Below are 25171 nucleotides of genomic sequence, written 5' to 3' on the forward strand. Positions count from 1 at the left end.
CAGAGGATGAAATTTTAGCCGTGCGTGAAGTGAAGATATCGGGGCAGAGGGAAAGGAAGAGTCGCCTCTATTCAGAGGTCTCCGGAATATCTTTTTAAATGCGTAACTTGACCTTTGCCTTATGGAAGTTATAAAGCTTGAGAATGTGAGCAAGGTTTATGGAACTAAGGTCAAGGTTACCGCACTCAAGGAGATCAACCTTAGCATTGAGGAGGGAGAGTTTGTGGCAGTGGTTGGGCCTTCTGGAAGCGGAAAAACCACCATGCTCACGATAATGGGAACCTTAGCTAGGCCAACCACAGGGAAGGTATACATTTACGGTCACGATACAACTTCATTGAACGATGACGAACTTTCCAAGATCAGGAACACATATATCGGGTTCGTTTTTCAGAACTACAACTTAATAGATAGAATGAGCGCTCTAGAGAACGTCGAGTTACCGTTGGTGGCTCGTAATTTACCCAAGAAGGAAAGAAGGGAAATTGCGATGGACATTCTGACAAAATTGGGCCTAGGAGAACTTGCCTATAAGAAACCCACCGAACTGTCGGGCGGACAACAGCAGAGGGTATCCATTGCAAGGGCTTTAGCGCAGAGTCCAAAGATAATCCTCGCAGATGAGCCCACAGCAAACTTGGATACCAAGAGCGGTGAGGCTGTACTGAAGACGTTTCAGCAGGCCAACAAGGAGTTCAAGACCACCGTTGTCATTATAACTCACGATCCAGATGTGGCTGCCATAGCTGGAAGAAAGGTTCACATCAGGGATGGGCAGATAGAAAGAATAGAATAAACAGTTTGATTCTATAATTAAAACTTTTCCTTCAACTTTTCATTACTTGAACTAATTGGGAGTATCTTACCTGCTTATCACAAGAAGTCTCGTTATGACTTTCAAAAACGACTCCCTGGTATGACCTTTCAACCAAGCTTTACATAGTCACGTCAGAGGAAAACCGCTATTAACGCAGGATACCCTTTTACACTGAAGTTGAACAAGTATTACTTTATCCTCATCCTAGGTGGGATAACCTTCGGTACTGCGGCCATATTCATCAAGCTTTCAGAAATGTCTCCGGGAATGATTGCCTTCGCCAGATTCTTCATAGCTGGACTAATACTATCCAGGGGAAAACTGGATCCTAGAAAGATACTTTCCCAGTGGAAGGTGGGACTTTTGTTATCAGCCCACATGATACTTTTCATTTTCAGCGTCTATCATACCACAATTATTGACTCCACGGTGCTGGTATCCACGTCTCCACTGTTTTCTTTGGCTCTCGCTCCACTGGTCGGAATCCCCACAACTAGAAAGGAAATCATAACAGGACTAGTGGCCTTCCTAGGGGTTGTCCTCATGAATTTTCCCGTAAATCAAGGTTATCTTCTAGGAAATCTCATGGCGATAGTATCCGCCTTCACCATAGCTCTCTACACCATCCTTCTTTCCAAGACCGGCACTGAAGATCCTCTCCTCCTGACATCTTACATTTACTTAATGTCGAGTTTATTTAGCCTCCCAGTAGCCTTATTGCAGGGACCCGGAAGGATAGATTTACCCTCTACGCTATCCCTTCTGGGACTCATAGCCCTACCAACTCTGGTGGGACATACCTCAGTTATCTACGCCTCGGGGCATGTTAAACCTCAGCATATAGAGGTAATTGGTCTTCTGGAGCCGGTTGTTGCAACCCTCCTGGCATTGCCAATATTTTATCAAGTGCCCAGCTTGCTTGAGATAGTTGGTGGAGGAATGATCGTTCTTTCAATATCCATCCTCACCTGGAGAAGGTGACCCATTTTTCTGCAGAGCTCCTGATTGATTTGTATCTGTACTGAAAGCTCTTTGATGCACAGCAAATGGGATTAGTCCCTTTATCCACGTTTATAAGGAAACATTGAGTTAATTATTTCGATGGATATCTCAAACCTGTTACAGTCAGGCAACCTGAATCTGGCCCTGCTGAAACTCAGGGAACTAGTGGAGCAAAATCCATCCAAGGAGAACTATCAGCTCCTTGGCAGGGTTCTCCTGGAACTGGGAAGAGATGATGAGGCAATTGATGCGTTTATCAAGGGGGAAGATTACGTGAGCGCATCTAAGTTGCTGGCATTGAAGGATCCAGACTTAACCCTTAACCTTCTTAAGAATAGAGAAGGTAAAGAGGTCAGGATAATTCGCGCAATGTTGCTTCTCAGGAAGGAGAGATACGACGAGGCACTTAAGGAGATTGAAAACTTGGAGGATAGGGATCCTCTGGTTCTGAAGGTAAAGGGGATATCAGAGTATTTCATGGGGAGGTTTTATGAAGCGCTTCAAGATCTCAGCAGGGCCATATTCTCTTATCCCTTGGATGCTGATCTCTTCTATTTTAGAGCCCTTACTAGGATCTCACTGGGAGACGAACAAAACGCCGAAAAGGACCTGGATATTGCCATAAACCTTAATCCTTATTACGCTGAGGCATACTTAAACAAGGGAATCCTCACAGGAAAAAAGGGGAGATATTCAAGGGGCTATCAGGTTGTACACCAAAAGCATCAATCTCAAGCCCAACTACAAGGAGGCATACATTAGGAGGTCAAAGGCCTACTCCCAGCTCGGAAGAGAGGAGGAGGCCAGATCAGATCTGGCCAAATCAGAAAAACTAGATTAGCGGGCCTAGCTCAGTTTATTGTGTATTTCACGTCAAATGCTCCTTAAATATACGACAATGCGGGGTACCGATTAGCTCTGGACCTGAGCGTATGAGTAAATTACAGGTTCCAGCTGAGAAGACGTAATTATCGTAACCTTGACCAGCGTTGAATTGGAAAGACTTGCCCCTGTGAACTCCACGTGAAGAGTGGTAATTGAGCCTGCAGGTAATGTGAAAGTCGTCGTGTTCTCCAGGTTACCTAGTGTGACGCTTTCCACTCTTATTGCCGTAGCCCCCGAGTTTTCAAGCGTAACGTTTAGCTCCAGTTTCCCATTATTTTCGGAAAGCGTCGGAACGCCTCTGACATACACTATGTTCTGCGAGCCATATGATTTGAATAGTGTAAAACCAAGAAGGGAGACAGTCAAAGTTAATGTAACTGCTACCACTACTAAGATCAATACAACTATAGAGTCTGAAAGACCACGCTTAACTTTGTTCATTATAGAAGATAAGGTAATATTTTCTATATAAAACTTGCTATTCATGTCTGGGCTTGTTCTCCCGATAATTGGATTAATTTTACCCATTAGCAAAATCTTTATGAATGTTCCGTGCCATATAATCTACTTCAGTCAAGTTTTGCTATTATCACGACATGAGGAAGCAAATACAACACTTGAATGAGGGGAAGGGGAAAACACTGGATAATAATTTCTCGCGTAATTTAAAATTACACGGTATGGTCGCATGATCTCTTATGCCTCCTGGAAATGTCCTGAAATGGGGCCTTGCATCTACTCCAGACGAGAATTGGGGTCACGCTAAGATTAAAGTACGGGAATCGTATCACGTATTCATGTTAGCTTCCTATGGGTTACAACGACTCACTGCTAAATACAAGTTGCATCCTTGTTTCAAATGCACGCGTTCCCTACCATTTCGTGGATAACGTGAGGTCCATACGGGAAATTCGGTCATTAAGACAGCCTAATACCATGTTACTGATTCATTCTGTCGCTGTATTACCCCTGTAAACGATCGCGGTTAACGCTCCACAACTCACTTACCAGTAGCGTATTAAGACTAAGCACGTTTATCTAGTAAGGAAAATGGATTGATGCACTTATCGATGCACCGGTCAGTGCACTGATCTTCTCTATCACGTCAATCCATAAATAAACTGGATTTGGATATTAATAGAAAAATGTTATCACTCTTTTGGTATAGCCCAGACAAACAGCATTCAGGGGTAATACTGATGGAACGTAATATCCTGATCTGACCCCTAGGTAACAGTTCAATTCAGTGAAACAAATAAAACAAATTTACTTGTAAAGCATTATTAAATCGGCGTATTTGTAATCAACAACTAATAATAGCCATCTAGGCATCATAACCATGGCGCAATGTAAAGCAAATTTACTTCTAGCCTGCAGTCTGTTACGCCTTTCAAGGCCCCCTAAGTCTTGGATAGCGGTACCAAGTCAACTCGATATTCGCCGGATACCCTTTCTGCCACCTCATGATCTGATGTTACAATGATTCCACCCATTTTATCCGCTGTGGCCACTAGAAAAGAATCCCCCAGGGATAGGTTATATTTTACCCTGATTTTGTAAGCAGTCTCAGCCAATTCCCTGTCCACTTCAACTGGCTTAACAAAGGTGAGGAGGTAGTTAACCCTAACCCCTGAAGCCTTCACCCCGAACTTCCTTGCGTAGTGGAAGGCAAACTCGGAGAGGTTGATAACATTTATCACCTTCTCGTCACGGTTCAGAAAGTACCTCTTGACGGAGGGAGTGCCTGCAAAGAACTGGAATATGATGTTGGCATCAAGGATGTACCTTTGCACGTTCCTCTTCCCTTTCCTTCACGTGTTCGCTAGCCAGCTCCTCTAGTCCCATCCCCTCATCCATGCCAAACAGTTCTTCGGGAGATTTCTTGGGAAGGATGTGCACCCCATACTCATCGCTGTAAATGATCACCTCGTCACCTTCCTTCATGTGATGTAGATCTCTCATCTCCTTTGGAATCACCACTATCCCCTTCCTGTGAATCTTGGTGGTGGATCTCATAATAATGGTTTAACTTCCAGGGTAATAAGGTTTAACTCGGGCTTCCCACTCTGAAACGATTTTCCTGAACTTCGAAACAAGTTACTCAAATAGAGAATAGTCGTCCAGTATAACAACCTTATCCTTTAGCGCCTCCTTCCATCCTATCTTATTCATCTTTATCCTAAATTCCTCGGGGGTATAGGGCTTTACCTCAAAACCTTCTCCAATCCTGAACATATCGAATCGATCCAGGAACCTGACCCCTGCAAATTTCTCGGAAATTAAAATCAGATCCACATCACTCCACAGGTTGAAGTCTCCCCTAGCGTAACTGCCGTAAAGGACTACAGTTACCTTTCCCAGACTTTTCCGCCATTCCTCTGCGTAAGTTTTAACCTGAAGAAGAACCGCTTCCCTCTGCTTTCTCCTTTCTTCTAAGATCCTCTCCAGCCACCTTCACCATATCTATTATTTTTGACGCGCACTCAATAGCCTTTTGCTTATCACTCTCGCTATAGGATTCCTGCGGGATAGCTTCCTCCGGCAGGACATCAGGATACCTTGACGGTATGTAGATACGGGCAAGAAACAGGGCACAATCCATCATTGGGCCCGAAATGTCCAGTCCAGTTCTCTTTAGGAGGGATGGCAAATCATGCCCGAAATACTGCTTTCCTATTAAGATGAGGTAGGCCTTTACGGAGAGTTGCGCGGCCTGCTCCGCCTTAAAGCACGCCCAGTTAAAATCGCTGTCCTTTTCAGCGCTTCTCAAGGTACTTACTGACGCCCTCATCCATCGCTCGTACTCGCTCCAATCCAACACGTTTTCAATTGGCCTGATACTGTTAAAATCTCTTCTCCATACCGTCTTTGGTGGAACTCGGAGCTCTGCGATTCGCCAAGGTCCCTTCACTTCAATGACTTTAAAACCATAAATTACCCTTTCGAATTTTTAATACACTCGCTACATCACTCTCTGGATATAGCTACTTTCACTCTTCCTGAGGGAGTAATATCCATTAACGTAATACTTTCAATTTCAGAAAAGATCGTGAATGCCAAGGTTTCCAGTGTAGATAACGTCTTTTCAGGGGATATCCTTAACCCTAGTAATATTTGGTATAGTTAACTCGAGATTAACTTGACAGTGGAAGGGAGTGAGATATACGGTGGTAAAGTGAAGGAGTTGCGAGAAAACACGTTAATCGAGAAAATTCTTCGCCAGGAAGTTGTTTCCTATGGAAGATGAAAAAAGCAATTAATGATCAAGTTTTATTCATTTATACTCTGAATCTGCATGATAACAATATTAATCTTCTTCTAACGTAGTTTTAACATATTTCGCGTGAACATAAATGAGAGAAACTCCCTCATTTTCTAGACTTTACACTCTAGACACTGCCCAACTCCGTTCTTATTGGAGACTCAAAAGCAAATAATTTGTGATTTCCAAAAATATTCCATTCGCAGAATAACCTAAAATTTGTCGGGCAACATTCTGGGACAAAAGTTACTCCAACAACCTGGCTATGTCTTAAGCTACCAAATGCAATGCATCATCTAGATCCTGTCACGAGTGAAAAGTGGACAAATATAATGATAAAATGATAGGAAATAAGTTGTATGTTTTTTAATTCTCTATTCTTATGATTGATCATCTTTGATGCAAAAGACAATCAAACTTATATGATAAATCTAAAGTTTAAGCTTTATGGCATTGGGAAACCTAGCGACGTATCCGCCGGCAGCGGTACCCCAATGGTTGAGTTTAGGATCCAACTCCTGGATGCTAACAGCTACAACGCTCGTCATGATACAATCGGTTCCTGCCCTTGCCCTCTTCTACGCCGGCATGACCAGAAGGAGGTTTTCCATGAACACAGTGATGATGGTTCTTTACTCCTTTGCATCAACGTTCCTTGTATGGACCATCCTAGGTTATTCACTTAGCTTCTATTCATCATCCATACATGTGGGCGGGCTCAATTTCCTGGGGCTACCTCTTCCCGTCTGGAACTTACCCATGTTTGGGGAAACCGTGTATGGTCCCACGGGGACTCCGCTCAATATCCCATTCCTCACATTTGTTATGTTTCAATTCGCCTTTGCTGCCATAACCCCGGGACTTATAGTAGGGGCCATAGTGGAGAGGACGAACTTCAAGGCATGGATGTTGTTCTCCCCCATCTGGATTGTGCTGGTTTACGCTCCGGTAGCCTACTGGTTATTTGCAGGTGGCTGGTTAAACCAGCTAGGGGCTGTGGATTACTCTGGTGGATACGTGATTCATATGACCGCAGGGTACTCCGCGCTAGCCCTCGCTATGGCAATAGGACAGAGGTTACCCCATGAGAGGAAGATTGAAGCCCACAACCTTCTGCTGACGGCTCTGGGCTTCGGACTTGACTGGATGGGATGGAACGGGTTTAACGGAGGAGATGCCGGAGGGGCCACAATTGACGCTGCCATAGCTGTGTTCAACACTAATTTGGCTGCTGCAGCTGCGGCAATAACCTGGATTGTCATAGATATGAAGGCATTCGGGAAATCATCCTTCACCGGTATGGCCAACGGGGCCTTCGCGGGTCTGGTGGCCATAACTCCCATGGCTGGGATGGTTAATCCAAGCGAGGCTTTGGTGACAGGAGTTATCACGGCTCCCTTGGTATGGATGGGGCTGTACAAGCTACTGCCCAGGCTAAGGGTAGACGATGCCTTAGGGGTTTTCCCCGTTCACGGTATTGGAGGGACCGTGGGAGGTTTGCTGACCGGCCTCATGATAGATCCTGCAGTGTCCCAATATTTCCTTCCTGGATATAGAGGTGCACTATTTGGAAACTGGCATCAATTTCTGGTGCAGGGGTTGGCAGTACTGGTGGTGGGAGCTTATTCCTTCATTGTGAGTTTAGGTCTGGCTAAGCTGATAGGTAAAATAACCCCGTTGAGGCTAACTAGGGATGAGATAGCCCAGGGAGATTACGCAGTACATGGAGAGACTGCCTATCCTGATGTCATGGCGAAAGAACAGATTAAGTTGGAAAAGAAGAGCGAGAGAAAAATTACAGAAGAGAAATAAAAAAGTGATTCGCCATTCGTTGTAAAATCGAGACGTGATGCGTTAAACGTAAGGAAAACTTTTTGGCGTTGTGTCCATTTCCAATAGGCTTATACGCGGTACCACGCAAATCAAATTGAGAAAAATTGAAATATGAAGGCGACGTACAGCATTACAAAGTACAGAACTGACAAGATCAGCCCCTCTGCAAACGTCAACTTACCATCTCTAACTATCGCTATACCTATTAAGTTGGAAATGAGGGCTAGGAGTAAGAAGGGTCCCCTAACGTCTACGAAGTCTAACCCTACTAAACCAAGAAGAAAGGTCGCATTCTGTATCTTGCTACCGAAATAACTCACCACCGCGGTTGAGCCTCCAGCCGGGTATCTGAGGGCTATCCTCAAGGCGGACATTCCTTCTTCTAACTCAGCCACAACAGGGGTTAGCGCAAGGGATATCCAGGTTTGAGAAATCCCGCTATAAGTTGCCATATCCGAGATCAAGTTGACGAAGTAGGGTGAGAGCACTATCACTATGCCCCCACCAACCAGTACCTCCATCACGCTCTTGACGTTGATTTTACCTCTGGTACCCCTCCTGATCCTAGAGGCCACATAGTAAACGTAAATTGAGAATAGAACTGCAGAGAATAAAGGATTCAGGTCACCTAGGGCCAGGGACACAACTAAGATGATGGAGGCAAGGGTCATAACCAATAATTCCCGCTTGTAGTCTCCCTTCATGGTCAGGGACTCGCCCCACTTTAAATGATAGGCAATCGCAACCAATCCAAGGCCCAGGGTGAATAGAACTACATTACCTCCAACGGCTGAGCCGAGGGCAATCCCACCCTTGTGTTCCAGTACCGCCACAAGGACTATCAATGTCTCGGGTAGTGCAGTGAGAGTCCCCAGTATCACTCCCCCTGCGAGACCTTGACCCATGACTCTCTCTAGGTCCTCCACTCCTCTTGATAGAAGTTCCGCCGAGAGTAACATTAGAAATAGCACTAGCAAAAACTGTAATAACAGGTAAGATAGTTCCATCACGTCAAACTGACAACATCTGTATTATAAGCTCAGAACATGGCGAGTCGGATGATGAAGGAGTGAGAGAAAACAAAAGATCAATTAGTTAATGATAGTCTTTGTGAATGAATCAATCAACTCACCGGTATACTGGAATATAAACAGTTTCAGTCATCTATATTACTAGTAACGCTAGACTCACGGCAACTATGAGCACTATGGCTGCGAAAACAGAGTTGAGAACGTGTCTCGATCTATACGTATTATTTTCCAAGTCTCTCTCCGTGAGATGATACGCTAAAAGCCCATACACTATCACTACCGCTCCAAGCACAATCATAACTTCACCGAAGATCACGGATTGCCCCACTCCCTTTACCCCTTTCAGGATCTGAAGGAAAAGAGCAAACTTGGCTATGACAAATCCAAATCCTATGAGCGCAATTCCGGTTCTTACCCAGGCTAAAAACGTTCTCTCGTTTGCCATATGGTCCGATGGGGATACCATGGTTAGAGAATAAGATGGAAAGAAAAAAGTTTAGAGATATCTCTTGAGGACAGACATGGGATTGGAGAGGTTAGCCGTGAGGAGAGCCTCCTCCGGGCTGTGACCGAAAGCGAAGGCCAGCAACTGCGTAAAGTACACCAGTGGCATTCTCAGATCTTCTCCATACTTCTCAGCTATCTTGTTCATGTTGGTCTCTATGGCCACGTGTCCCAGTGGGCAGTCAGTTATTAGGAGTTCTGCACCATTTCTCTTGGCATCCTTCAGAATCCTGGCCTCAAGATGCAGTGAGGTGGTGACGTCGGAGTAAACGTGAGGTCCTCCGCAACACATCGTCTTGGACTCAAATGGAACTACTTCGGCACCAAGCGCCCTCAACAGTTCGTCCATAAACACTGGCCTCTCTGGGTCATCCTTCATCTTCATGTACCCTGTCAGCGTGTAGGCCTTAGGTCTGGAATACAGACAACCGTAGTATGGGGCTACCTTCAGTCCCTGAAGTGGCCTCTTTACCCTAGCTTTTACGCCCTCTGGTCCTACTGTGTTGTAGATGAACTCAACGGCATGGATCATGAGCAGTTGCATATCGTACTGCTTCTCTCCCATCTTCTCCAGATAGGAGTTAACCTTCTCCCTGAGTTTTGGATACCTTGTCATGAAGTACTGGGTCCTCGATAGGGAATAGTGGCATCCTGGACAGGCTGACATCACGGCATTGGCTCCCATCTGCCTCGCCAGGGAGAGGTTTCTGGCGGGGAGCAGTAGTCCAGCCATGGTATTTACGTTCTTGACTTCCAGAGCTCCACAGCAGTTGTAGTCCTCGATTTTCTCATAGTTTATTCCAAGGTCTCTCGCTACCAGCTGTAGAGATACGTCATATGACTTCCCTAGTCCGTCCAGAGCACAGCCCGGATATAGGGCTACTTTACCGTATGGGTTAGCTATCTCGGTCATTCTGGGGTCACCTCCTCCTTCATTGCCTCCTCAAGGACAGGCTTTATCCTGTCCCACTCCTTCACCCTACTGGGCTTCATGAGGTCCTTTATTAACCCTGACTTGAGCAGTGGGCCCATCATGATGAGCAGATCCCTCAAGCTCATGGTAACAAACCCAGCCTTAGCAGATGCGCCACCAAGCAGGAGTTCGCTGATCCTTCCTCCATTCTTCATCACCGTCTCCAGGAAGAGCTCATCGAACACGGTTCCTGGATCGGTCTTGACGAGACCATGCTTCAGTAGGTAGTTATGAATGCTGTGTACAACCTCCTCTACCAGTACTCCCTTAGGGCATCTATGGGTGCACTTCTGGCATGATACACATCTCCAGATGCTGTCCTGAAGCTCTATTAGCGATTGTTTGTCTCCCTTTCTGGCTAGATCAATGAACCTTCTGGGACTGTAGTTTGGATCATACTCCCTCATGGTACAGCCTGAGGTACAGGTTCCGCATTGCCAGCAGAGGCTGATAGTGGCACCTTCAACCGTGTTGGCAATCTCATCCCACACGGACTGGTCGTAGCCTGTTTGCGTCCTCTCTATCATGAAGGCGTTCCATGTTCCGTCTAGCTCTACTCCATCTACTATTACCTTGTCTTTTTGAATTAAACCCTTTATAATGGGTTTTTCCAAATTAGGTATGGGCAAGTTTTATCACCTTTATATATGGTTTTAGGCCCATAACCAGGGCCGTGGTTGTGAGGTGTGTGGGGATTAACCCCGCAGCCTTCTTATCGACTGCGAGGTGTGTAGTATAGTCCAAATACCTCACATATGCGTATACAAGAAAAATGGAAGTTGGATAATAATTACCTGTAGACAGACCGAAGACCTCAAGGACCTTCTTAAGCTCGTTCACCGAGGATAGGAACTCTTCCGTGGATTTGAGAGATAGATTCTCCTTCAGCACGTAATTGATGGAGCCTGTATTTCTCTTGGGATTCCATATCCATCTAGTCCACAGGGGATACTCCTCAGGATAAAGATAATGGATTATCTCCTTGGCCATATCCTCCATGTCCTCCTGATCGGAGGCCCTCACCGCGGAGACGAACTTTTCCACTCTTTCCTGATATGACAGATTCTCGTTTCTGAGGGTTTCAAGGGCCTTCGAAAACGCTGTTACACCAGTGTTCCTCAACACGTCGTCGTAATGCTTCCTTGCGTAGAAGACTGAGTCGAAAACCTGTTTCATTTCCTCTTCAGTATCAACCTTTACGGTCCTGAGGAAGTCGGTCTTTAATTTCATTGCCTCAAGTATGAGATTGAGGGACTTCTTAGCGTCCCCTGAGGCAGTGTTATTCACGTCTACATTTAACATTGCATTGTAAATCTCACGGACGAAATCAACGCTCAAAAAAACTGTGCTAATGATGGGCCACCTCGACCCTCTTCTTCGCGAAGTCGGATTCGTCCCATACGCCCTTGGTCACATACTCATAGGCCTTCATGGCAGCGGCATATCCCTCGGTGATGGAGTCAGAGATGGTCTTGGGACCAGTTATGGCACCTGCCAGGAATATTCCCTTCTTAGTGGACTGCACCGGTAATCTGTCCGGGTCTATGGGCTTTACGAACCCGTGCTCCTCAAGTTCTAAGCCTAGGGCCTTTGCCACCTGCTTTGAACCCAGTCCTAACTCCATGCCGTTGGCCAGAATCACCATATCGTAGGGAACCACAAGCGCCCTGTTCAGGTTCATGGTGTCCTCACCCTTGATTATCACTGTGTCATTTGGCCCTCTCATGAACTCGGATATCCTTCCCCTGATGTAACCGACCCTGTACTCCAGCTGGGACTTCCAGTAGAGCTTATCCTCCATTAGACCATAGGTCCTGATGTCCATGTAGTAGATGTGGACTACCGCATCTGGCACTCTCTCCTTTATCTCCATGGCCTGCTTCGTGGACACCGCACAGCAGACCCTGGAGCAGTAAGTGTTACCCACAGTGGCGTCCCTGGATCCCACACAGAGAAGAATGGCAACCCTCTTGGGTGGTACACCCTTAGTTGTTACGAGCTTATTCTCGGAGAGCATCCTTTCTATGTCTGAGATCTGATATATGTTTGGAATTATGCCGTAACCGTACTCGTACTTTCTCCTGGAATCGAAGTGCTCAAACCCGGAAGCTGCAATTATTGCGTTTACTTTCTCATTAGTTATTTTTCCGGACTTATCTTTAATGGAGACGGTAAAGCCTTTTCCCTCGTCCTTAACACCCTCAACTATACTTTCCATGTAGGTTTTTACTCCGCTTGACTCCACGCCCTTAATCAGGGGGTCAAGCACCTCTGAGGCTGGCCTAAGCTCTGGGAAGAGTAAGCTATACTTCAGTTTCTTAGGAGTGCCTCCCAGATATGACTCTCTTTCAACTAAAACCACATCTACGCCAAGGTTTCTTAGCTCCTTGGTTGCCGACAGACCGGCCGGACCGGACCCTATTACAAGAACCCTTTCTCCTGCCAAATTCCCACTCTCAGATCATTTTTAATAAAAATAATTAAAAAGGTTTACTTAGAAGTGTTTGGCACTTGGGCCTTATCGCCCTTGTACCACTTTACCCTTTCTGGGACTGAGAGGTAGAAGTCGATCTTCCTGTGGGGCTTGTAGAGGTACTCGGGCTCCGCTTTCCCTTCTCTCAGGTCAGCCAAGTACTGGATGAACTTCTCCTTGTAATCATCCACGTTTACGCCTATCTTCCTCATGAATCCTTCTACGTCAGTAGCGTGCCAGTGAACCTGGGCGATGGTGTAGGGATCAGCACCCATTGCAATTGCAGCGAACTGAGCGTCTGCTAGCACTGGCAAGTTATAGTTGAAACCGTGAGCCTTTCCCGCCCACTGGCTCTTGTCTAGAGTGGTAACACATCCGGTGTCGGAGGTCACGAATATGTCGGCCTTTCCTTCCTCGACTGCCGGAATAACCTTCTTGAATAGTGCAAAGCTCCTGGAGAACTCCCTCTCAGTCAGGATATGCCTGAAACCGAAACCACAGCAATCCCACCACGTGGAGTAGTCAACCAGTTTGGCTCCGAAGTTCTGTGCAGTACCGCTCGGAGCTGCTGGCCTTCTACCCTGGAATACCTCTGGATCATAAATTGTGTCCTCGGGCACTAGCTTGTATACATGGCATGGTGTGTGAACTGCAGCCCTTATTCCGCTGAGATCATACTTCTTCTGCTGGGCTGCCTTCTTGCTCATGGTGTATAGCCATTCTGAATAGTGAACCACCTCTTCCGGTATCACTATATCCATATCCATTTTCCTCATGATGGGTCTCAACTTGTCCCTAATCTCTTTGTGGAGAACTAGCATGTTCCTGATCTCCTTATAGTGACCAAATGAGGTTCCACAGTGGATTAGTGGGAAGTAATCTATCTCGTATGCCCTCCACATGTTCCTGACATATACTCCAGCCAGAGCCACAGGGTTAGACGCGCCGGAAGCGTGATAGTTCCATCCGGTACATGAGGTCTGATGAGGCTCGTCCATGTAGTCTATCTCCATTTTGTTCATCATCCAGAACACGGAGGTGGGATAGCCTGGGATATGACCGCACTGCCCACAGCTCTTGTGTTGCCATAACTTGGTAGTTGGAATGATCTTGGGAGAGCCGTTCAGGGTCTGCATCTTCACGGGGTTGTTGTAGGGCTTAATGTGATGCACAATTATCTCGCCCTTGTCCTCAAGCTTGTATAGCTCCTCCTTCACGTGTTGTAGGCCATGAGGTGTACTATATCTGTAGATTATTCTTTGATACACTTCGTTCCAGTCAACATTGTCAGCCATGGGGAAGGCTTCCTTGAGCTCTTCCTCCATTTTCTTATCCATTTCCTGCGTAGCCAAACTTTACACCTTCAATCATTATTATTCCTCAGGGTTATATACTTTACTTATTAAACATTTTATGTAACTATGAAAGGTTTTTCTAAACTCAAGCAAATAGCGAGAAAAAGGGAAAAAAGTTAAAAAGAAAGACTAAAGGTCTAACCAGCTGTCTGGAAGCTCGTTCTCGTCCAGCTCTCCCTTTTGCCACTTCTCCTTGATTTCCTCCAGCTGAGACTTCCTGTCCTCGTAGATATCCATGATCATGTCATAAAGGTCTTTGTCAACTCCTCTGAGCGAATCCATGACTCCTGACTCTATCATGATGGTCATCATTTCAACTGCAGTCTGAAGCGAGGGATGCCAGCCAATGTCTGTCCTCTGCATCAGGTCCACGGGAATAGCTTTTCTGTATACGTCCATGTTCTTCGATTCCTCGACTGCCTGTGGTCCCCAGTCTGGGAAGGAATCTGGCTGAATCATGTCTGGAGTAACTTGGTTACCCATAGTTAGCACGGTATAGAGGACCCTTCTATATGGAGCGAGGATCTCCTTGGCGGATGGCAGGGCAAACTGAACTGAATACTCTCTCAGGAGCATGATCAGACCAGCTATCTCATTGTTGAATGGGCATCTCATGGAACACGTGTAACACTGCACACATGCCCATACTTTCTTGTTGGTGAACTCCCATATTTTGTCCACCTCGTCTCTCATCATGTACTGTATCATTTCCCTGGGACCGAAATCGTAGAACTTGGCTGCAGGACAACCTGAGGTGCAAACTCCACAGTTCAGGCAACCCCTCAGGTACTCGTTATATCTAAAGTCTGACTTCACTGCCTGCCAGAACTTTATGGCGGTTTCCCTGTCTTGAGGTGACAGGTTTGATAGTAGATTTCTCTCCTCTTCTGGAACTGCACCCTGAACGTCGTATGCCATATCTAGAAATCTTGGATCGTCGGGTAGTTGGAGTATACTCTTAGCTTGTGCCATCTTTCCACAGGTAAATAATGATAAAAGGTGACTTATAAGTTTTGTTAAAAAAAATCTAAAATAAAATAAGTTACTTGGCCCTCTTCACGAGGATCCTAGTTACGCCGCCCTGCTGTTGAATGTCCAAGATTTGGTGTCCTGTTCTTCTTGCCCATGCCTCTATATCAGGCTTGGCTGCTGGATCCGTGGCGAGTACCTCAAGAACTTCGCCAACATTTATTTGCTTTATTGCCTTAGCGGTCTCCATCACGGGGCCGGGACAATACATTCCCTTTACGTCAAGGGTTTTGGCTATTTTTGCCTCTTGTGACATTTATATCACCATCCAAGTTCAGATAAATAGGGTTGTTCCTCCCTCTGCCCTATCCAGGAAGGTGGCAACACCTACCACATCGTCAACGAAGTCAGCTAGATCTTCCTTCTTCAGGCCGAAGAACTCCATGGTTGTGGAGCACGCATATACCTTAACCTCGCCAACTTCCTTAGCCTCTCTCACCATCTGATGCCACATGGGGAACTTCATATCCATCATCCTCTTCATCATCATGGGGCCCATCTGCTCGTAGTTTTTGTCCACCTGTGGTTGAGCCTGCATTCCGTTCTTGCTAATTGCGTTCAAGCCCCAGAAGGTGAAGAACAAATTAACCTCGTACCCTGAGGCTGCTGCGCCTGAAGCTAGAATGCCCACAGGCATCAGCTTATCCACTGTTCCTGAGAAGACTATTATGGATAACTTCTTTCCTGCCAAACTTTCACCAAAATATCTTTTATATCAAAAATATTTAAGCTTTGTGGTGTTGTTTATAATTTGTAAAAACATTCTTTAATTATCAATTAGATAGGTATGTAAGATACTTACCCTCATTTCTCAAGAGATCCCTCGATGAATATGTTTGATAAAAAATATAAGTAAGCTAAATTAAATAATCATGAGGGATAGACTTGGCACAAACCCAAACTGAACAAACACAGGAGGAACAGAAGAAGAAAATCCTCATAGTTGTGACCCACGGACCAGAGGACCTTGACAGGACATATGCACCCCTCTTCATGGCATCAATATCTGCCTCAATGGAATACGAGACTTCCGTGTTCTTCATGATAAAGGGTCCATTACTGCTGTCAAAGAAGTGGCAGGAGGATGAGAGAAAGAAAGGAGGAAATCCGTTCATACACTTCTTCGACATGGCAAAGGACAACAACGTAAAGATGTACGTATGTGTACAGAGCCTTAAGGATATGTGCCACATGAATGAAAGTGACGTTGTGGATGGAATAGAACTTGTGGGAGGATCGACCCTAATAGATTTAACACTGGATGCGGACAGAACACTGTTCTTCTGATTCCCATGAAGTTTGACGTTGTGGTAATAGGCGGTGGCTCCGGCGGTTACATAGCAGGATCAGTGCTGGCGAGGAGCGGGAAAAAGGTACTGGTAATAGAGAGGGAAAAGTTCGGAGGGGTCTGCGTAAGGTCAGGGTGTGTTCCAAGTATTTTTTTATATGATGTTTCTTTTTCCCTAGCAAGGTTCTCTGAGATTGGGAACTATAAGGGGCTATCGGTGGATGTTGGAGTAAGGGATATATTCGCGTCTAGAAACACCATGATAGAGTACCTTTCTGATGCAGGACAAAGGCTGGTTGAGGATGCTGGCGGGACAACAATGATGGGAGAGGCCAAGATTAGGGGGTCAAAAGTTGAGGTAAATGGAAAGGAGATAGAATTCGATAAGATGGTTATCGCCTCGGGCTCCTCGCCTGCTTTGCCCAGAATTAAGGGAGCAGAGGATGGGATGACCGAGGATCAAGCGGTTAACCTCAATTATGTACCCAGGGAGCTTGTTGTGGTCGGGGGAGGATTTGCAGGGGTTGAGATAGCCCAGTTCTTTGCTAGGTTGGGATCCTCAGTGTCCCTTATCACGCGGGGAAATGTGCTCCACGAAATGGGGGAGGACGCGAGGAAGGTGATTATGGACTCCCTAGAGTGGGACGGAGTCACAATAAAGGAAAACTGCGAACCAGTATATCAGGATGGCAAGTTACTAAAAACAACCTGCGGTGAGTTCAGGGGTGAAGTTGTATACGCCACCGGGAGGAAGCCTAACATCCCTGACGACGTGAAATCCCTCGGAGTGGAATTCAACTGTAATGGAATAGTTGTGGATAGGTACATGAGGACAAGCAACCCACGGGTTTGGGCCATAGGCGATGTTGTGGACAAGAAGAGAAAGGTGGCCCATTCTGCCATGATGGAGGGAGTTATTGCTTCCCTTTCGATTCTCGGACAGCCCGTGGAGGTGGATTACTCGGCCGTTCCACAGGTGGTCTACACGGACCCCCAGATTGCTGTGGTAGGGGAAAGGGAAAACGCCGTTAAGTTCAGTTCCTTTCCTCTTGGCGCCTCTACAAGGGCCATTATCCACGGTATCAGGGAAGGGTATGTGAAGTTGGGTTTCGACGAACAGGACAGGGTGTGTTTTGGTGAAGTTGTGTCCCAATACTCAGAGGAAATAATTAACATTATTTCCATAGCAATAAAATCGAGGATGAAGGCAAGGGATCTGGCCCTCACGCCATTTGTTCATCCATCCATCTCAGAAAGCGTAAGTAACGCAGCTAAAGCATTATTTAACTTGGACGTGGATGTATTCAAGGATAGGAATGGAACTTAAGGAGTATCTGGAAAAGAAGAATTTCTCTTACACAAGGAACGGTGACGTTGAGATGATAACCATGGACGATTATTCCTTTTATATTAAGGGCACTGAGGTTCACATACCCATACCGCTTCCCACGGGAAGGGAGAAACTTGATGATCTGGTAACCATGGGGACTTACTATGCCAGGGCCTCGAGGTTAGTTCAGGGAATAGGAGAGCCAGTAACCTATGCGTTGAGGGAGACAACTGTGGAAGTGGTCATTCGCTTCAATGATCGAAATGAATTGGAACAAAAGTTAATTAAAGCCCTTGAGGGAATTGAGAGTTTGAGGTATTTCATGTGAGCTACGATAGCATTGTCAAGCAGTATGTCAAGGTTCTGAGAAACCTGAAGATAAGTCACTGTAAGGCCTCCGAGTTAATATCTCAACTTAGCGGGGCCAGTATTGAAGTAGAGGAAAGTGAAGGATGCGAAAGGCCTCAAATTCAGGTGTGGTCCAATGGCAGGAGGCATTTCTCATACCTAGGTATTCCATCTATGAATGAATTGTGGCCTTTCCTTAATGCCCTGGTCAGGATTTCCACGAATACCGTTCAGCTCGACCAGCAGGAGCTGGACATGGCGAAAATGGTAAGAGGAAACGTGAAGTTATTCGTAACCCCAGATTGCACCAAGTGTCCCATTGCTGCCGAACTCCTCTACCAGGTTGCCCTTGTGAATCAAAACGTGGAATTGGAGATCATAGATAGCGAGGTCTACGATGACCTAGCGAAGAAATATCACGTGATGAGCGTTCCAAAGATAGTCCTTAACGACAAGACTGAGATCCCTGGAGGATTTCCTCCCAACATAGTCTTGAAGATGCTGGTAAAGTCTAGTCAGGGGACACAACCTTAACTCCTAGTCTCTCCGCCTCCTTCTTTACCTTCTCGTCCGAAGCAATCAGAATTGCCTGAAGGTCTGACGCAACCATTATGGCCTCTGCCTCATGCATGGGCAGGCCTGAAAAGGTCCCAGGCTTATGCGAGTAAGCCCTGACCCATACACCCCTATCCAGCGCGTAGTCAATATTTATGTGGTTCTGAAGCGCGTAAGAGACCCCGTAGGTGGTGACTATTAACTTGTACTCCGAAAACTTCTCAAGAATAACGGCCAGTTTCGAGTAAGAACTGGGTGAGATTACGGCAAACATATTCATTAAAATTATTTAAGTAATGATATATAAGGAGTAGTGAAACAGTATGTCGCAACAGGATCCACTGGAAATTTTGCTCAAAGAAGAGAATTTACAAAAAGTTACCAAATTGATGGACGTTCTACCCACGTTCGAGAAGGTAGCTGAGAAACTAAGTGAAATGGACAAGAAGGGAGAACTTGACTTCATGCTGGATATGCTGGGGCAGGTCGTGAGTATAGCTGACGCCATTCAGAAAGCTGATCTGATGAACACGTTAGTTTCGTTCGGGATGGATCAGATAGGGAAGGTTCAAGCGTTGTGGCCCCTGCTGGAGAAGATGACAAGTGATAGGGTAATCAGCATCATCCAGCAACTTGATATTGACTCCACCTTAAGCGCACTCGAGAAGCTTACCCCAGTGCTTAACAAGCTGACCAGCGATAAGGCAATAAAGGTACTGCAGAGCATAGACTACGACTCTCTTCTGGAATACATGGGCTCCCTAACACCGCTACTCAGTAAGCTGACAAGCGAGAAAACTTTGAAGATAATACAGAGCCTTGATATGGATGCCCTCCTTACCGCTGCCGAGACCATGACCCCAACCCTGACCAAACTTGCCAACATGATGAGCGAGATGCAAAAATCGGGACAGCTGGACAACCTAATGAACCTCATGCAACAGGGTCTCGCACTACTTGACACTGTACAAAAGACTGACCTGGTGAACACCCTGATAGCCTTCGGGATGGATCAGATAGGGAAGGTTCAAGCGTTGTGGCCCCTGCTGGAGAAGATGACAAGTGAGGAAACGATCAACATGATACAGAAGATGGATATTGACGGCTTGCTAAGGGCCATGAACTCCTTGATGCCCATGATGCAGAAGCTCACCAGCGATAGGGCAATTAAACTGATTCAGCAGTTGGATGTGGAGAGCATGCTGGGAGCCTTTGAGGCCTCCATGCCGGTTCTGAAGAAGTTAACTGATGAGAAGACGGTCAAGGCGCTGGCTCAGATGGATATGGATTCCATGATCAACCTGATGATGAAGTTCGCTGAACTGCAGAGGACAGGCGTCATGGACAGAATGTACAAGCTGATGGATGTGATGGCAGATCCACAACTTGTGGATACAATGGTTTCAGTGATGGAGAAGTTCGCCAAGGCAATGAAGATATGGGCAAACGAACTGCCAAACGTGAAGCCTGTGGGTATAGGAGGATTGGCGGGATTAACCAGGGACCCAGACTCCAAGTATGCCCTGGGTATAATGACTTCTCTACTTAAGGCTACCGGGAAGGCGTTCAAGGAATAGATCAACCAACTTTTTCACGTAAGCCTTTTTCTCCTCATCCTGGGTTGGTATTTCATCCTTAGTTTTAGTTCCCATGAGACCCATCACGAAGGAGAACATGGAGGGTGCTGACCCTGGACCGTAGCCTCCTCCTCCATAGGAAATGATCCTTGCGTTGAGCCTTTTGGCCAGCCTGCTCACCTTGAGACCCAGTAGGTTGAAAGAGTTTGTGGTCAGGTTCAGGGATTTCAGTCCATCGTCCTTATGACCGTCCACTCCAGCAACCACGAGCAAGACCGAGGGCCTGAACTCCTCAACCACCTCTAGGATTCTCAGTGCCTCTTGAAACGAATCGTCAGCGGAGCCCAGGGGTAACCCCACATTAAAGTTATATCCATAACCTTCGCCCTCTCCTATCCTTCCGGGATCCCCGGTACCTGGAAAGAACTTTCCGTCATAGGCAAAAATGTTTACCTTCAGTACCGGTTTATCGTAAAACATTTCCTCCACACCGTTGGCATGGTGGGCATCCACATCCACGAGGGCAACTCTCTCCCCGTTCTTGATCAGCCTTGAGATGGCTAGGTTAACGTCGTTTATTGGGCAGAAACCCATGGACCTTGACCTTGTGGCGTGATGAAATCCACCAAGCGGGATGTATATTGTCTCAAAGAACCTTGACAAGGAGATTGCAGTGAGAGTTGAACCTGCTACCAGAAGTATATCCTCAAACATTCCGGGGTAGTGAACGGTATCTCCGGAATCCAAGAAGCCGATGTGAGGAAGGGAGCTTACTTCCTTTATTTTCCTCAGAAGGCTCTCGTCTTGAACCTCTAGGAGATCTTCATAATGGGCTGGCCTTGGTGACATGAAGTAAACGTTGTTCAGGGCAGAGACCAGCTCCCTGAACTTGGATATCCTGCTCTTGGAAACATCCCTTATCATGGGGTGGGAAAAAGAAATCTCTCTGAATCTCTCATCCCATATGATCCCCAATGATCGCCCATACGTCAACTTCATCACCCTCCTTGAGGTCCATCTTACCGAATATCCTGACTACGGGTCGACCCCTGAATGAGAGAATGCTCTCCAGAAGAGGCGGACCGTCCACTGGCCTGTTTGCCATGACCTTGAATGCCGAGTCGTATTCCCAGTTCTTGACAAGTCCCTTCCTGCTCTCAAAGATGCTGAGATTACGTCTTGTTCTGGCTACGCTATACTTCTTTCCTCCTACCATGATTACACCTCTCTGCCTTGTCCCAATTAACCCACCGTAACCAGCAAAGGGAAGACTGGCGTTAAGCAGACCACCACAACACCCAAGACCCCTGAAATCTCCTGCTATGGAATAGGTAGATAGTCTCACATCAATGAAATTCTCTGAAGTCTTAACTACCTGACCTATACCCCTTTCATCCGATGTTTCGATTTCTGGGAAGGTGAACCTAAGTCCCTCAATATGAGCATGTCTAAAGTCTCCACCGGTATATGGAGAGGATATCATTTTTCCCAGGGCCTCACCTGGTTTAATCTCCTCCCCAGGCTCTAGATAGGGAGCTACATGAAGCGCCTTCAGAAGCTTGGACCCGCTTTTCACCACCACTAGGTAATCGTGGTCTGTCTCAGCATACCTGTTGGGTCTTCCAACCTTGAACCTCTCAACGGATAGCACAATGCCTCTAAAAAAGGAGATAAAATCCTCCCTGTCGTAGGAGCCCACATCTACCGCACTTACCTTTACGTGCGAGGGGAAACCACTTGTGAAAAAACTGACTAAGCTACCCTCTGGAAACCTCATTTAGTTCAGGAACCTCTTAGCCAGAGGTAGTCTCGATGACTTAATTGCATTGAGGGTCTGTTTCTCGTTGGGATACCAGGGAATATTCCTCAATCTATCCCCAGGTCTCTCATTGGAATAAGGCCTGTTGCATCCTGGACACCCGCTAGTCAAGAAGGCTCCAGAGAGTTCCTGAAGGGTTATATCGGGGCTCAGATTAATGTCCACTAACTGTCCCTTTTCATCGAACACGAAGTCCTCAGCCTTCACCAAGTCGTTCTCAATCAACCACCTCGATATCTGCATTCTCCTGTAAACGTGAAGGGGTACGGGCTTTCTGTTCTCCATGGGGGTCGACTCTTCCGGGTAGAAGGCGAAGAGACTTATTTTGGCTCCCCTGGAATGAGCGTAAAGCATAAGGGATACTGCTTCCTGCTCTGTTTCGCCAAGTCCAATGATTAGATGTATCCCGGCGTTCTTCTTGCCGAATACCTCCACCGCGTCGTCTATGGCATGAATGTATCTATCCCAGCTATGCATACTCCTCACAGGTTTCCCCCTCACGGCGTCAAAGACCCTCTTGCTAGCAGCATCTATGGCAACATCTATCATGTTTCCGCCTGCCTCCTTCATCTTGCGCATGTCGTCCTTGCTAGTGTATGTTGCTGTAACCAGCTCGGAGATCTGTAGCTCTATTCCCTTCTCTCTAATTCTCCTGGTTATCTCCACGGAATCGGGGGACGCCCTGGGATGAGCCAGTTGACCAACACAGATTCTCTGTAACCCGTAGTTTGGATCCCCCTGTCTCTCCTTTATTCTGTCAAGTACTGTATTTAGAGGCCTTAATGGCCATTCTACCCTTATCAAAGTCTTGCACTCAGGACCTTGACTTACTTCCCTTGCCTGACCGCAGTAGATGCAGTTTGCCTTACACCCATCAGGGTAGTACTGCAGGAGGTTGATGGTGGTGTTCAGTGCTCCCTTCAGAAACCTTCCAGGTGAAAAACCTAGCACCATATCCGCACCGAAGCTGAGTCTCACCCACTCAGGACTACTTATGGGTTTTACTTCATTCAATCTTAGGGTCATATGGACACCCGTAATAGAAAGTCATGTATCACGTTGCCACAACATGCGTGGCTAAGGATTACCTCCCTTCTCCCCATGGCATACTCTATGGTCTCCTGGGAGGGAAATGCCATACCGTCTATACCCTGATCCACGGCCATTTTCTCCACTTCAAGGTAGGCCTTCCCCCTGGGCCTAGCACAGCCCAACATGACAGGGGACGTGAAGAGCTCCCTGGCCCTCATGAGAACTTTTCCCAGCTCCTCTGGGGAGGGTTCCTTCACTCCCTTGTAGGGAGTTCCCACCAGGGGCATTAGTCCCACAACAATCACGGCGTCTGGATTGACCTCCCTTAAAAGTTCCAGCGCATGAAGATCTCCCTCCACTCCCCTCTTGCTGAGCCCAACTATGACATGAGGGGCAATCTTGATTCCTGCCTCCTTAAGGAACTTAAACGAGTTAAGGTAATCATCAACTGTGAATGGCTGTCGCAAAACCTCGGTTATGGTCTCCTGATCCCCAACCATATCCAATAATGCGATCTTCACCCCGCTGTCCTTGAATCTCTTGGCTATCTCCCTGGATTTGACCACTCCTGTATGAGCTATAACAGTGACCTGTGGATACTTCTTGAGGACTTCACCATATTTCCAGACTGGGACGTCTCCCCTGGGAGAAGATCCTCCAGACAGGATCACTCCCTTCTGACCTGCCCTACTAACATTTTCCATGATCCTCTCAAACTTCTCCTTTGTGGATCCGTCCTCCATTCCCTCAAGAACTCTGGTCTCGCAATGCTTGCAACTGAAGGCACAGGATGTGCCGGTTACGGAGATTGGTTTCCACCCATCATCTGAGCTTAGGTAGTCCGTCTCATACCTCTTAAGTGAGGGCGCGTAAAAGAAGATGGGTTTCATTTCACCAGACCCTCCAGAAACTGAATGAATTGATCCCTGTCCACTCCCAGGAACTTGACGCCCTGAAACCAGTCAGAGACCTCTCTTCTTAGATCCTCTACCCTGGACCACTTGAGTCTAGCCTCGAGGTCATAAATGCTTCTTCTAGGTTCCACGAAGAAGTCTCCAGTGATTAGAACTGACTGTATAAGGCCCTTCCCGGCCAGCTTAACCTGGACCCTAAAGAGTCCGCCTGGAAGCTTGATCTCTCCCTGCCTAACATCCTCTCCTTCAAGAGTTTTCCTAAGGCCGAAGACCCACTCCTGAGATCTATACTTCAACTCAAGCTCCCTGATGTTCTCCTCCTCCCTAGGCAAGTACTTCTCGTCATGGAGTTCCACGCCAAGCGATTCCTGGAAGGCTGATCTGGCTTCCCTTATCACCTCTTCCATGGGAACCCGGGAATCCAGTTCCCTGTTTAACCAAGTTATTCTTTCCCTGAAGTCCCTTGATACCTTATCCTTCATTTTCTCTGTGCTCAACTTCAGAGTGTCAACCATGGCCTGTACATCAAAGTCCACCAGAATCGTTCCGGTCACCGAGATATACTTCCCCACGGAAAATGCCCCCAAACCCGAAATCTTCCTCCCATTTATTTCAACGTCGTTTTTGGGCCTGAAATTGGCCTTGATCCCAAACCTGGAAAGGGTTGATATCACCGCGTCTGCCGAACGCTTAATAGCCGATTCCACAGAGCCTCCTAAAAGCGACGATTCTGAATATATCTCCCAGCCCAGCTGATCTGGGCCCATGATTATTGTGCCTCCACCCGTGGGTCTTCTCCCCACGTCCCATCCCCTCTCTCTCACCCTCTCCAAGTTAACCTCCTGCTCAGCAGATTGATGATAGCCCAAAAGAACTGCGGTAGGATCAAAGATAACAAACCTGAGAACAGGTTCAGATCCCTCAGCAACGGAATCCAACAAGGCCTCCTCCCCAGCGAGGATCCTGTGTTGAGGTCCCTTCTCTAAAATAAACCTAAAGCTGGGCATTTCGTTAACTTAATGTACCATATTATATATAAAGATTTTCCCCAAAAAACTTATTATAAGTATCTTTTTACGTTTTGTTTATTTTAAGCATCAGGTGGCAATTCTCCTGGGTTTAGGTGTCAATAACGTATTTTTTA

Annotated in this window: 31 protein-coding genes; 10 read left to right on the forward strand and 21 right to left on the reverse strand. The window is 46.6% G+C overall.

The features are described from left to right. Positions 1–121 precede the first annotated feature (121 nt). From QVC96_RS12085 to QVC96_RS12100, 4 genes are all read left to right on the forward strand, one after another. Complete coding sequence (locus tag QVC96_RS12085) at positions 122–796, forward strand: ABC transporter ATP-binding protein (protein WP_238025052.1); 675 nt, start codon at positions 122–124, stop codon at positions 794–796. Positions 797–994: 198 nt separating this feature from the next. Beyond that, positions 995–1798 carry a DMT family transporter gene (locus QVC96_RS12090; protein WP_287689411.1) on the forward strand — a complete coding sequence of 268 codons (804 nt, stop codon included), beginning with the start codon at positions 995–997 and terminating at the stop codon, positions 1796–1798. Positions 1799–1918: 120 nt separating this feature from the next. Further along, positions 1919–2581 carry a tetratricopeptide repeat protein gene (locus tag QVC96_RS12095; protein WP_287689412.1) on the forward strand — a complete coding sequence of 221 codons (663 nt, stop codon included), beginning with the start codon at positions 1919–1921 and terminating at the stop codon, positions 2579–2581. Then, positions 2529–2660 carry a hypothetical protein gene (locus tag QVC96_RS12100; RefSeq protein ID WP_287689413.1) on the forward strand — a complete coding sequence of 44 codons (132 nt, stop codon included), beginning with the start codon at positions 2529–2531 and terminating at the stop codon, positions 2658–2660. The genes QVC96_RS12095 and QVC96_RS12100 overlap by 53 nt, the downstream gene beginning before the upstream one ends. 71 nt (positions 2661–2731) lie before the next feature. Here QVC96_RS12100 and QVC96_RS12105 read toward each other — a convergent pair whose 3' ends face one another. The 5 genes from QVC96_RS12105 to QVC96_RS12125 form a co-directional block, all read right to left on the reverse strand. After that, on the reverse strand, positions 2732–3145 hold the full coding sequence (locus QVC96_RS12105) for a hypothetical protein (RefSeq protein WP_287689414.1): 414 nt from the start codon (positions 3143–3145) through the stop codon (positions 2732–2734). 959 nt (positions 3146–4104) lie between these two features. Then, entirely contained in the window at positions 4105–4497 is a 393-nt protein-coding gene (locus QVC96_RS12110; RefSeq protein WP_238025048.1) for a type II toxin-antitoxin system VapC family toxin, read from the reverse strand. Further along, positions 4478–4720: an AbrB/MazE/SpoVT family DNA-binding domain-containing protein gene (locus tag QVC96_RS12115; protein ID WP_238025047.1), complete on the reverse strand. Its 243-nt coding sequence runs from the start codon at positions 4718–4720 to the stop codon at positions 4478–4480. Before QVC96_RS12115 ends, QVC96_RS12110 begins: the two co-directional genes overlap by 20 nt. Positions 4721–4801: 81 nt before the next feature. Then, complete coding sequence (locus QVC96_RS12120) at positions 4802–5152, reverse strand: nucleotidyltransferase domain-containing protein (protein WP_425598000.1); 351 nt, start codon at positions 5150–5152, stop codon at positions 4802–4804. Continuing rightward, a complete protein-coding gene (locus tag QVC96_RS12125; protein WP_238025046.1) occupies positions 5094–5525 on the reverse strand; it encodes a HEPN domain-containing protein in 432 nt (143 codons plus the stop codon). The genes QVC96_RS12120 and QVC96_RS12125 overlap by 59 nt, the downstream gene beginning before the upstream one ends. Before the next feature lie 888 nt (positions 5526–6413). Between QVC96_RS12125 and QVC96_RS12130 the strand changes: the two genes are divergently transcribed. Next, the gene (locus QVC96_RS12130) at positions 6414–7778 is read left to right on the forward strand and encodes an ammonium transporter (protein ID WP_287689415.1); all 1365 of its coding nucleotides are present in this window, start codon (positions 6414–6416) and stop codon (positions 7776–7778) included. 110 nt (positions 7779–7888) lie between these two features. Here the strand turns inward: QVC96_RS12130 and QVC96_RS12135 are convergent, their stop codons facing one another. The 10 genes from QVC96_RS12135 to QVC96_RS12180 form a co-directional block, all read right to left on the reverse strand. After that, on the reverse strand, positions 7889–8806 hold the full coding sequence (locus QVC96_RS12135) for a sodium:calcium antiporter (protein ID WP_287689416.1): 918 nt from the start codon (positions 8804–8806) through the stop codon (positions 7889–7891). Positions 8807–8963: 157 nt separating this feature from the next. Further along, entirely contained in the window at positions 8964–9296 is a 333-nt protein-coding gene (locus tag QVC96_RS12140) for a YidH family protein (RefSeq protein WP_238025043.1), read from the reverse strand. Positions 9297–9326: 30 nt separating this feature from the next. Further along, positions 9327–10247 carry a CoB--CoM heterodisulfide reductase iron-sulfur subunit B family protein gene (locus QVC96_RS12145; RefSeq protein ID WP_238025042.1) on the reverse strand — a complete coding sequence of 307 codons (921 nt, stop codon included), beginning with the start codon at positions 10245–10247 and terminating at the stop codon, positions 9327–9329. Then, on the reverse strand, positions 10244–10936 hold the full coding sequence (locus tag QVC96_RS12150; protein ID WP_287689417.1) for a 4Fe-4S dicluster domain-containing protein: 693 nt from the start codon (positions 10934–10936) through the stop codon (positions 10244–10246). Before QVC96_RS12150 ends, QVC96_RS12145 begins: the two co-directional genes overlap by 4 nt. Next, positions 10923–11609, reverse strand: coding sequence for a hypothetical protein (locus QVC96_RS12155; protein ID WP_238025040.1), 687 nt, complete (start codon positions 11607–11609; stop codon positions 10923–10925). The genes QVC96_RS12150 and QVC96_RS12155 overlap by 14 nt, the downstream gene beginning before the upstream one ends. A gap of 46 nt (positions 11610–11655) precedes the next feature. Further along, positions 11656–12753, reverse strand: a complete 1098-nt coding sequence (locus tag QVC96_RS12160) for a CoB--CoM heterodisulfide reductase iron-sulfur subunit A family protein (protein WP_238025039.1) — start codon at positions 12751–12753, stop codon at positions 11656–11658. 44 nt (positions 12754–12797) lie between these two features. Then, a complete protein-coding gene (locus tag QVC96_RS12165; protein WP_425598001.1) occupies positions 12798–14117 on the reverse strand; it encodes a heterodisulfide reductase-related iron-sulfur binding cluster in 1320 nt (439 codons plus the stop codon). Positions 14118–14264: 147 nt separating this feature from the next. Next, entirely contained in the window at positions 14265–15107 is an 843-nt protein-coding gene (locus QVC96_RS12170; protein ID WP_238025037.1) for a 4Fe-4S dicluster domain-containing protein, read from the reverse strand. Between the two features lie 70 nt (positions 15108–15177). After that, complete coding sequence (locus tag QVC96_RS12175) at positions 15178–15420, reverse strand: sulfurtransferase TusA family protein (RefSeq protein WP_238025036.1); 243 nt, start codon at positions 15418–15420, stop codon at positions 15178–15180. Between the two features lie 18 nt (positions 15421–15438). After that, on the reverse strand, positions 15439–15855 hold the full coding sequence (locus tag QVC96_RS12180; protein ID WP_012021491.1) for a DsrE/DsrF/DrsH-like family protein: 417 nt from the start codon (positions 15853–15855) through the stop codon (positions 15439–15441). A gap of 194 nt (positions 15856–16049) precedes the next feature. On the opposite strand from QVC96_RS12180, the gene QVC96_RS12185 reads away from it, so the two are divergent. Genes QVC96_RS12185 through QVC96_RS12200 form a run of 4 tightly spaced genes read left to right on the forward strand, consistent with a single transcriptional unit; the run spans position 16050 to position 18664 of the window. Next, positions 16050–16451, forward strand: a complete 402-nt coding sequence (locus tag QVC96_RS12185; protein ID WP_012021492.1) for a DsrE family protein — start codon at positions 16050–16052, stop codon at positions 16449–16451. A 5-nt stretch (positions 16452–16456) separates the two neighbouring features. After that, a complete protein-coding gene (locus QVC96_RS12190) occupies positions 16457–17779 on the forward strand; it encodes an FAD-dependent oxidoreductase (RefSeq protein WP_238025035.1) in 1323 nt (440 codons plus the stop codon). Then, positions 17751–18110, forward strand: a complete 360-nt coding sequence (locus QVC96_RS12195; RefSeq protein ID WP_287689418.1) for a hypothetical protein — start codon at positions 17751–17753, stop codon at positions 18108–18110. The genes QVC96_RS12190 and QVC96_RS12195 overlap by 29 nt, the downstream gene beginning before the upstream one ends. Further along, a complete protein-coding gene (locus QVC96_RS12200) occupies positions 18107–18664 on the forward strand; it encodes a thioredoxin family protein (RefSeq protein ID WP_238025033.1) in 558 nt (185 codons plus the stop codon). The genes QVC96_RS12195 and QVC96_RS12200 overlap by 4 nt, the downstream gene beginning before the upstream one ends. On the opposite strand, the gene QVC96_RS12205 is transcribed toward QVC96_RS12200, so the two are convergent. Then, positions 18642–18959 carry a PIN domain-containing protein gene (locus tag QVC96_RS12205; protein WP_238025032.1) on the reverse strand — a complete coding sequence of 106 codons (318 nt, stop codon included), beginning with the start codon at positions 18957–18959 and terminating at the stop codon, positions 18642–18644. The two genes, QVC96_RS12200 and QVC96_RS12205, sit on opposite strands and share 23 nt — an antisense overlap. A gap of 49 nt (positions 18960–19008) precedes the next feature. On the opposite strand from QVC96_RS12205, the gene QVC96_RS12210 reads away from it, so the two are divergent. After that, positions 19009–20262 carry a DUF1641 domain-containing protein gene (locus QVC96_RS12210; protein ID WP_238025031.1) on the forward strand — a complete coding sequence of 418 codons (1254 nt, stop codon included), beginning with the start codon at positions 19009–19011 and terminating at the stop codon, positions 20260–20262. Here the strand turns inward: QVC96_RS12210 and QVC96_RS12215 are convergent. Genes QVC96_RS12215 through QVC96_RS12235 form a run of 5 tightly spaced genes read right to left on the reverse strand, consistent with a single transcriptional unit; the run spans position 20227 to position 25034 of the window. Then, a complete protein-coding gene (locus QVC96_RS12215; protein WP_287689419.1) occupies positions 20227–21261 on the reverse strand; it encodes a histone deacetylase family protein in 1035 nt (344 codons plus the stop codon). The two genes, QVC96_RS12210 and QVC96_RS12215, sit on opposite strands and share 36 nt — an antisense overlap. Continuing rightward, a complete protein-coding gene (locus QVC96_RS12220) occupies positions 21218–22039 on the reverse strand; it encodes a hypothetical protein (protein ID WP_287689420.1) in 822 nt (273 codons plus the stop codon). Before QVC96_RS12220 ends, QVC96_RS12215 begins: the two co-directional genes overlap by 44 nt. Further along, positions 22040–23107, reverse strand: coding sequence for a radical SAM protein (locus QVC96_RS12225; RefSeq protein ID WP_287689421.1), 1068 nt, complete (start codon positions 23105–23107; stop codon positions 22040–22042). Beyond that, entirely contained in the window at positions 23104–24003 is a 900-nt protein-coding gene (locus tag QVC96_RS12230) for a radical SAM protein (RefSeq protein ID WP_287689422.1), read from the reverse strand. Before QVC96_RS12230 ends, QVC96_RS12225 begins: the two co-directional genes overlap by 4 nt. Beyond that, positions 24000–25034: a lipoate--protein ligase family protein gene (locus tag QVC96_RS12235; RefSeq protein ID WP_287689423.1), complete on the reverse strand. Its 1035-nt coding sequence runs from the start codon at positions 25032–25034 to the stop codon at positions 24000–24002. The genes QVC96_RS12230 and QVC96_RS12235 overlap by 4 nt, the downstream gene beginning before the upstream one ends. Between the last annotated feature and the right edge of the window lie 137 nt (positions 25035–25171).

The sequence above is a fragment of the Metallosphaera javensis (ex Sakai et al. 2022) genome (assembly GCA_021654415.1).
Taxonomy (GTDB): Archaea; Thermoproteota; Thermoprotei_A; order Sulfolobales; family Sulfolobaceae; genus Metallosphaera; species Metallosphaera javensis.

Coding starts and splice junctions, on each gene's coding strand:
- QVC96_RS12220 (WP_287689420.1), bottom strand. CDS start 22,039: ATGAGGTTTCCAGAGGGTAGCTTAGTCAGTTTTTTCACAAGTGGTTTC.
- QVC96_RS12140 (WP_238025043.1), bottom strand. CDS start 9,296: ATGGTATCCCCATCGGACCATATGGCAAACGAGAGAACGTTTTTAGCC.
- QVC96_RS12085 (WP_238025052.1), top strand. CDS start 122: ATGGAAGTTATAAAGCTTGAGAATGTGAGCAAGGTTTATGGAACTAAG.
- QVC96_RS12175 (WP_238025036.1), bottom strand. CDS start 15,420: ATGTCACAAGAGGCAAAAATAGCCAAAACCCTTGACGTAAAGGGAATG.
- QVC96_RS12130 (WP_287689415.1), top strand. CDS start 6,414: ATGGCATTGGGAAACCTAGCGACGTATCCGCCGGCAGCGGTACCCCAA.
- QVC96_RS12115 (WP_238025047.1), bottom strand. CDS start 4,720: ATGAGATCCACCACCAAGATTCACAGGAAGGGGATAGTGGTGATTCCA.
- QVC96_RS12105 (WP_287689414.1), bottom strand. CDS start 3,145: ATGAACAAAGTTAAGCGTGGTCTTTCAGACTCTATAGTTGTATTGATC.
- QVC96_RS12235 (WP_287689423.1), bottom strand. CDS start 25,034: ATGCCCAGCTTTAGGTTTATTTTAGAGAAGGGACCTCAACACAGGATC.
- QVC96_RS12145 (WP_238025042.1), bottom strand. CDS start 10,247: ATGACCGAGATAGCTAACCCATACGGTAAAGTAGCCCTATATCCGGGC.
- QVC96_RS12155 (WP_238025040.1), bottom strand. CDS start 11,609: ATGTTAAATGTAGACGTGAATAACACTGCCTCAGGGGACGCTAAGAAG.
- QVC96_RS12165 (WP_425598001.1), bottom strand. CDS start 14,117: ATGGATAAGAAAATGGAGGAAGAGCTCAAGGAAGCCTTCCCCATGGCT.
- QVC96_RS12135 (WP_287689416.1), bottom strand. CDS start 8,806: ATGGAACTATCTTACCTGTTATTACAGTTTTTGCTAGTGCTATTTCTA.
- QVC96_RS12230 (WP_287689422.1), bottom strand. CDS start 24,003: ATGAAACCCATCTTCTTTTACGCGCCCTCACTTAAGAGGTATGAGACG.
- QVC96_RS12215 (WP_287689419.1), bottom strand. CDS start 21,261: ATGAAGTTGACGTATGGGCGATCATTGGGGATCATATGGGATGAGAGA.
- QVC96_RS12225 (WP_287689421.1), bottom strand. CDS start 23,107: ATGACCCTAAGATTGAATGAAGTAAAACCCATAAGTAGTCCTGAGTGG.
- QVC96_RS12095 (WP_287689412.1), top strand. CDS start 1,919: ATGGATATCTCAAACCTGTTACAGTCAGGCAACCTGAATCTGGCCCTG.
- QVC96_RS12170 (WP_238025037.1), bottom strand. CDS start 15,107: ATGGCACAAGCTAAGAGTATACTCCAACTACCCGACGATCCAAGATTT.
- QVC96_RS12190 (WP_238025035.1), top strand. CDS start 16,457: ATGAAGTTTGACGTTGTGGTAATAGGCGGTGGCTCCGGCGGTTACATA.
- QVC96_RS12205 (WP_238025032.1), bottom strand. CDS start 18,959: ATGTTTGCCGTAATCTCACCCAGTTCTTACTCGAAACTGGCCGTTATT.
- QVC96_RS12195 (WP_287689418.1), top strand. CDS start 17,751: ATGTATTCAAGGATAGGAATGGAACTTAAGGAGTATCTGGAAAAGAAG.
- QVC96_RS12210 (WP_238025031.1), top strand. CDS start 19,009: ATGTCGCAACAGGATCCACTGGAAATTTTGCTCAAAGAAGAGAATTTA.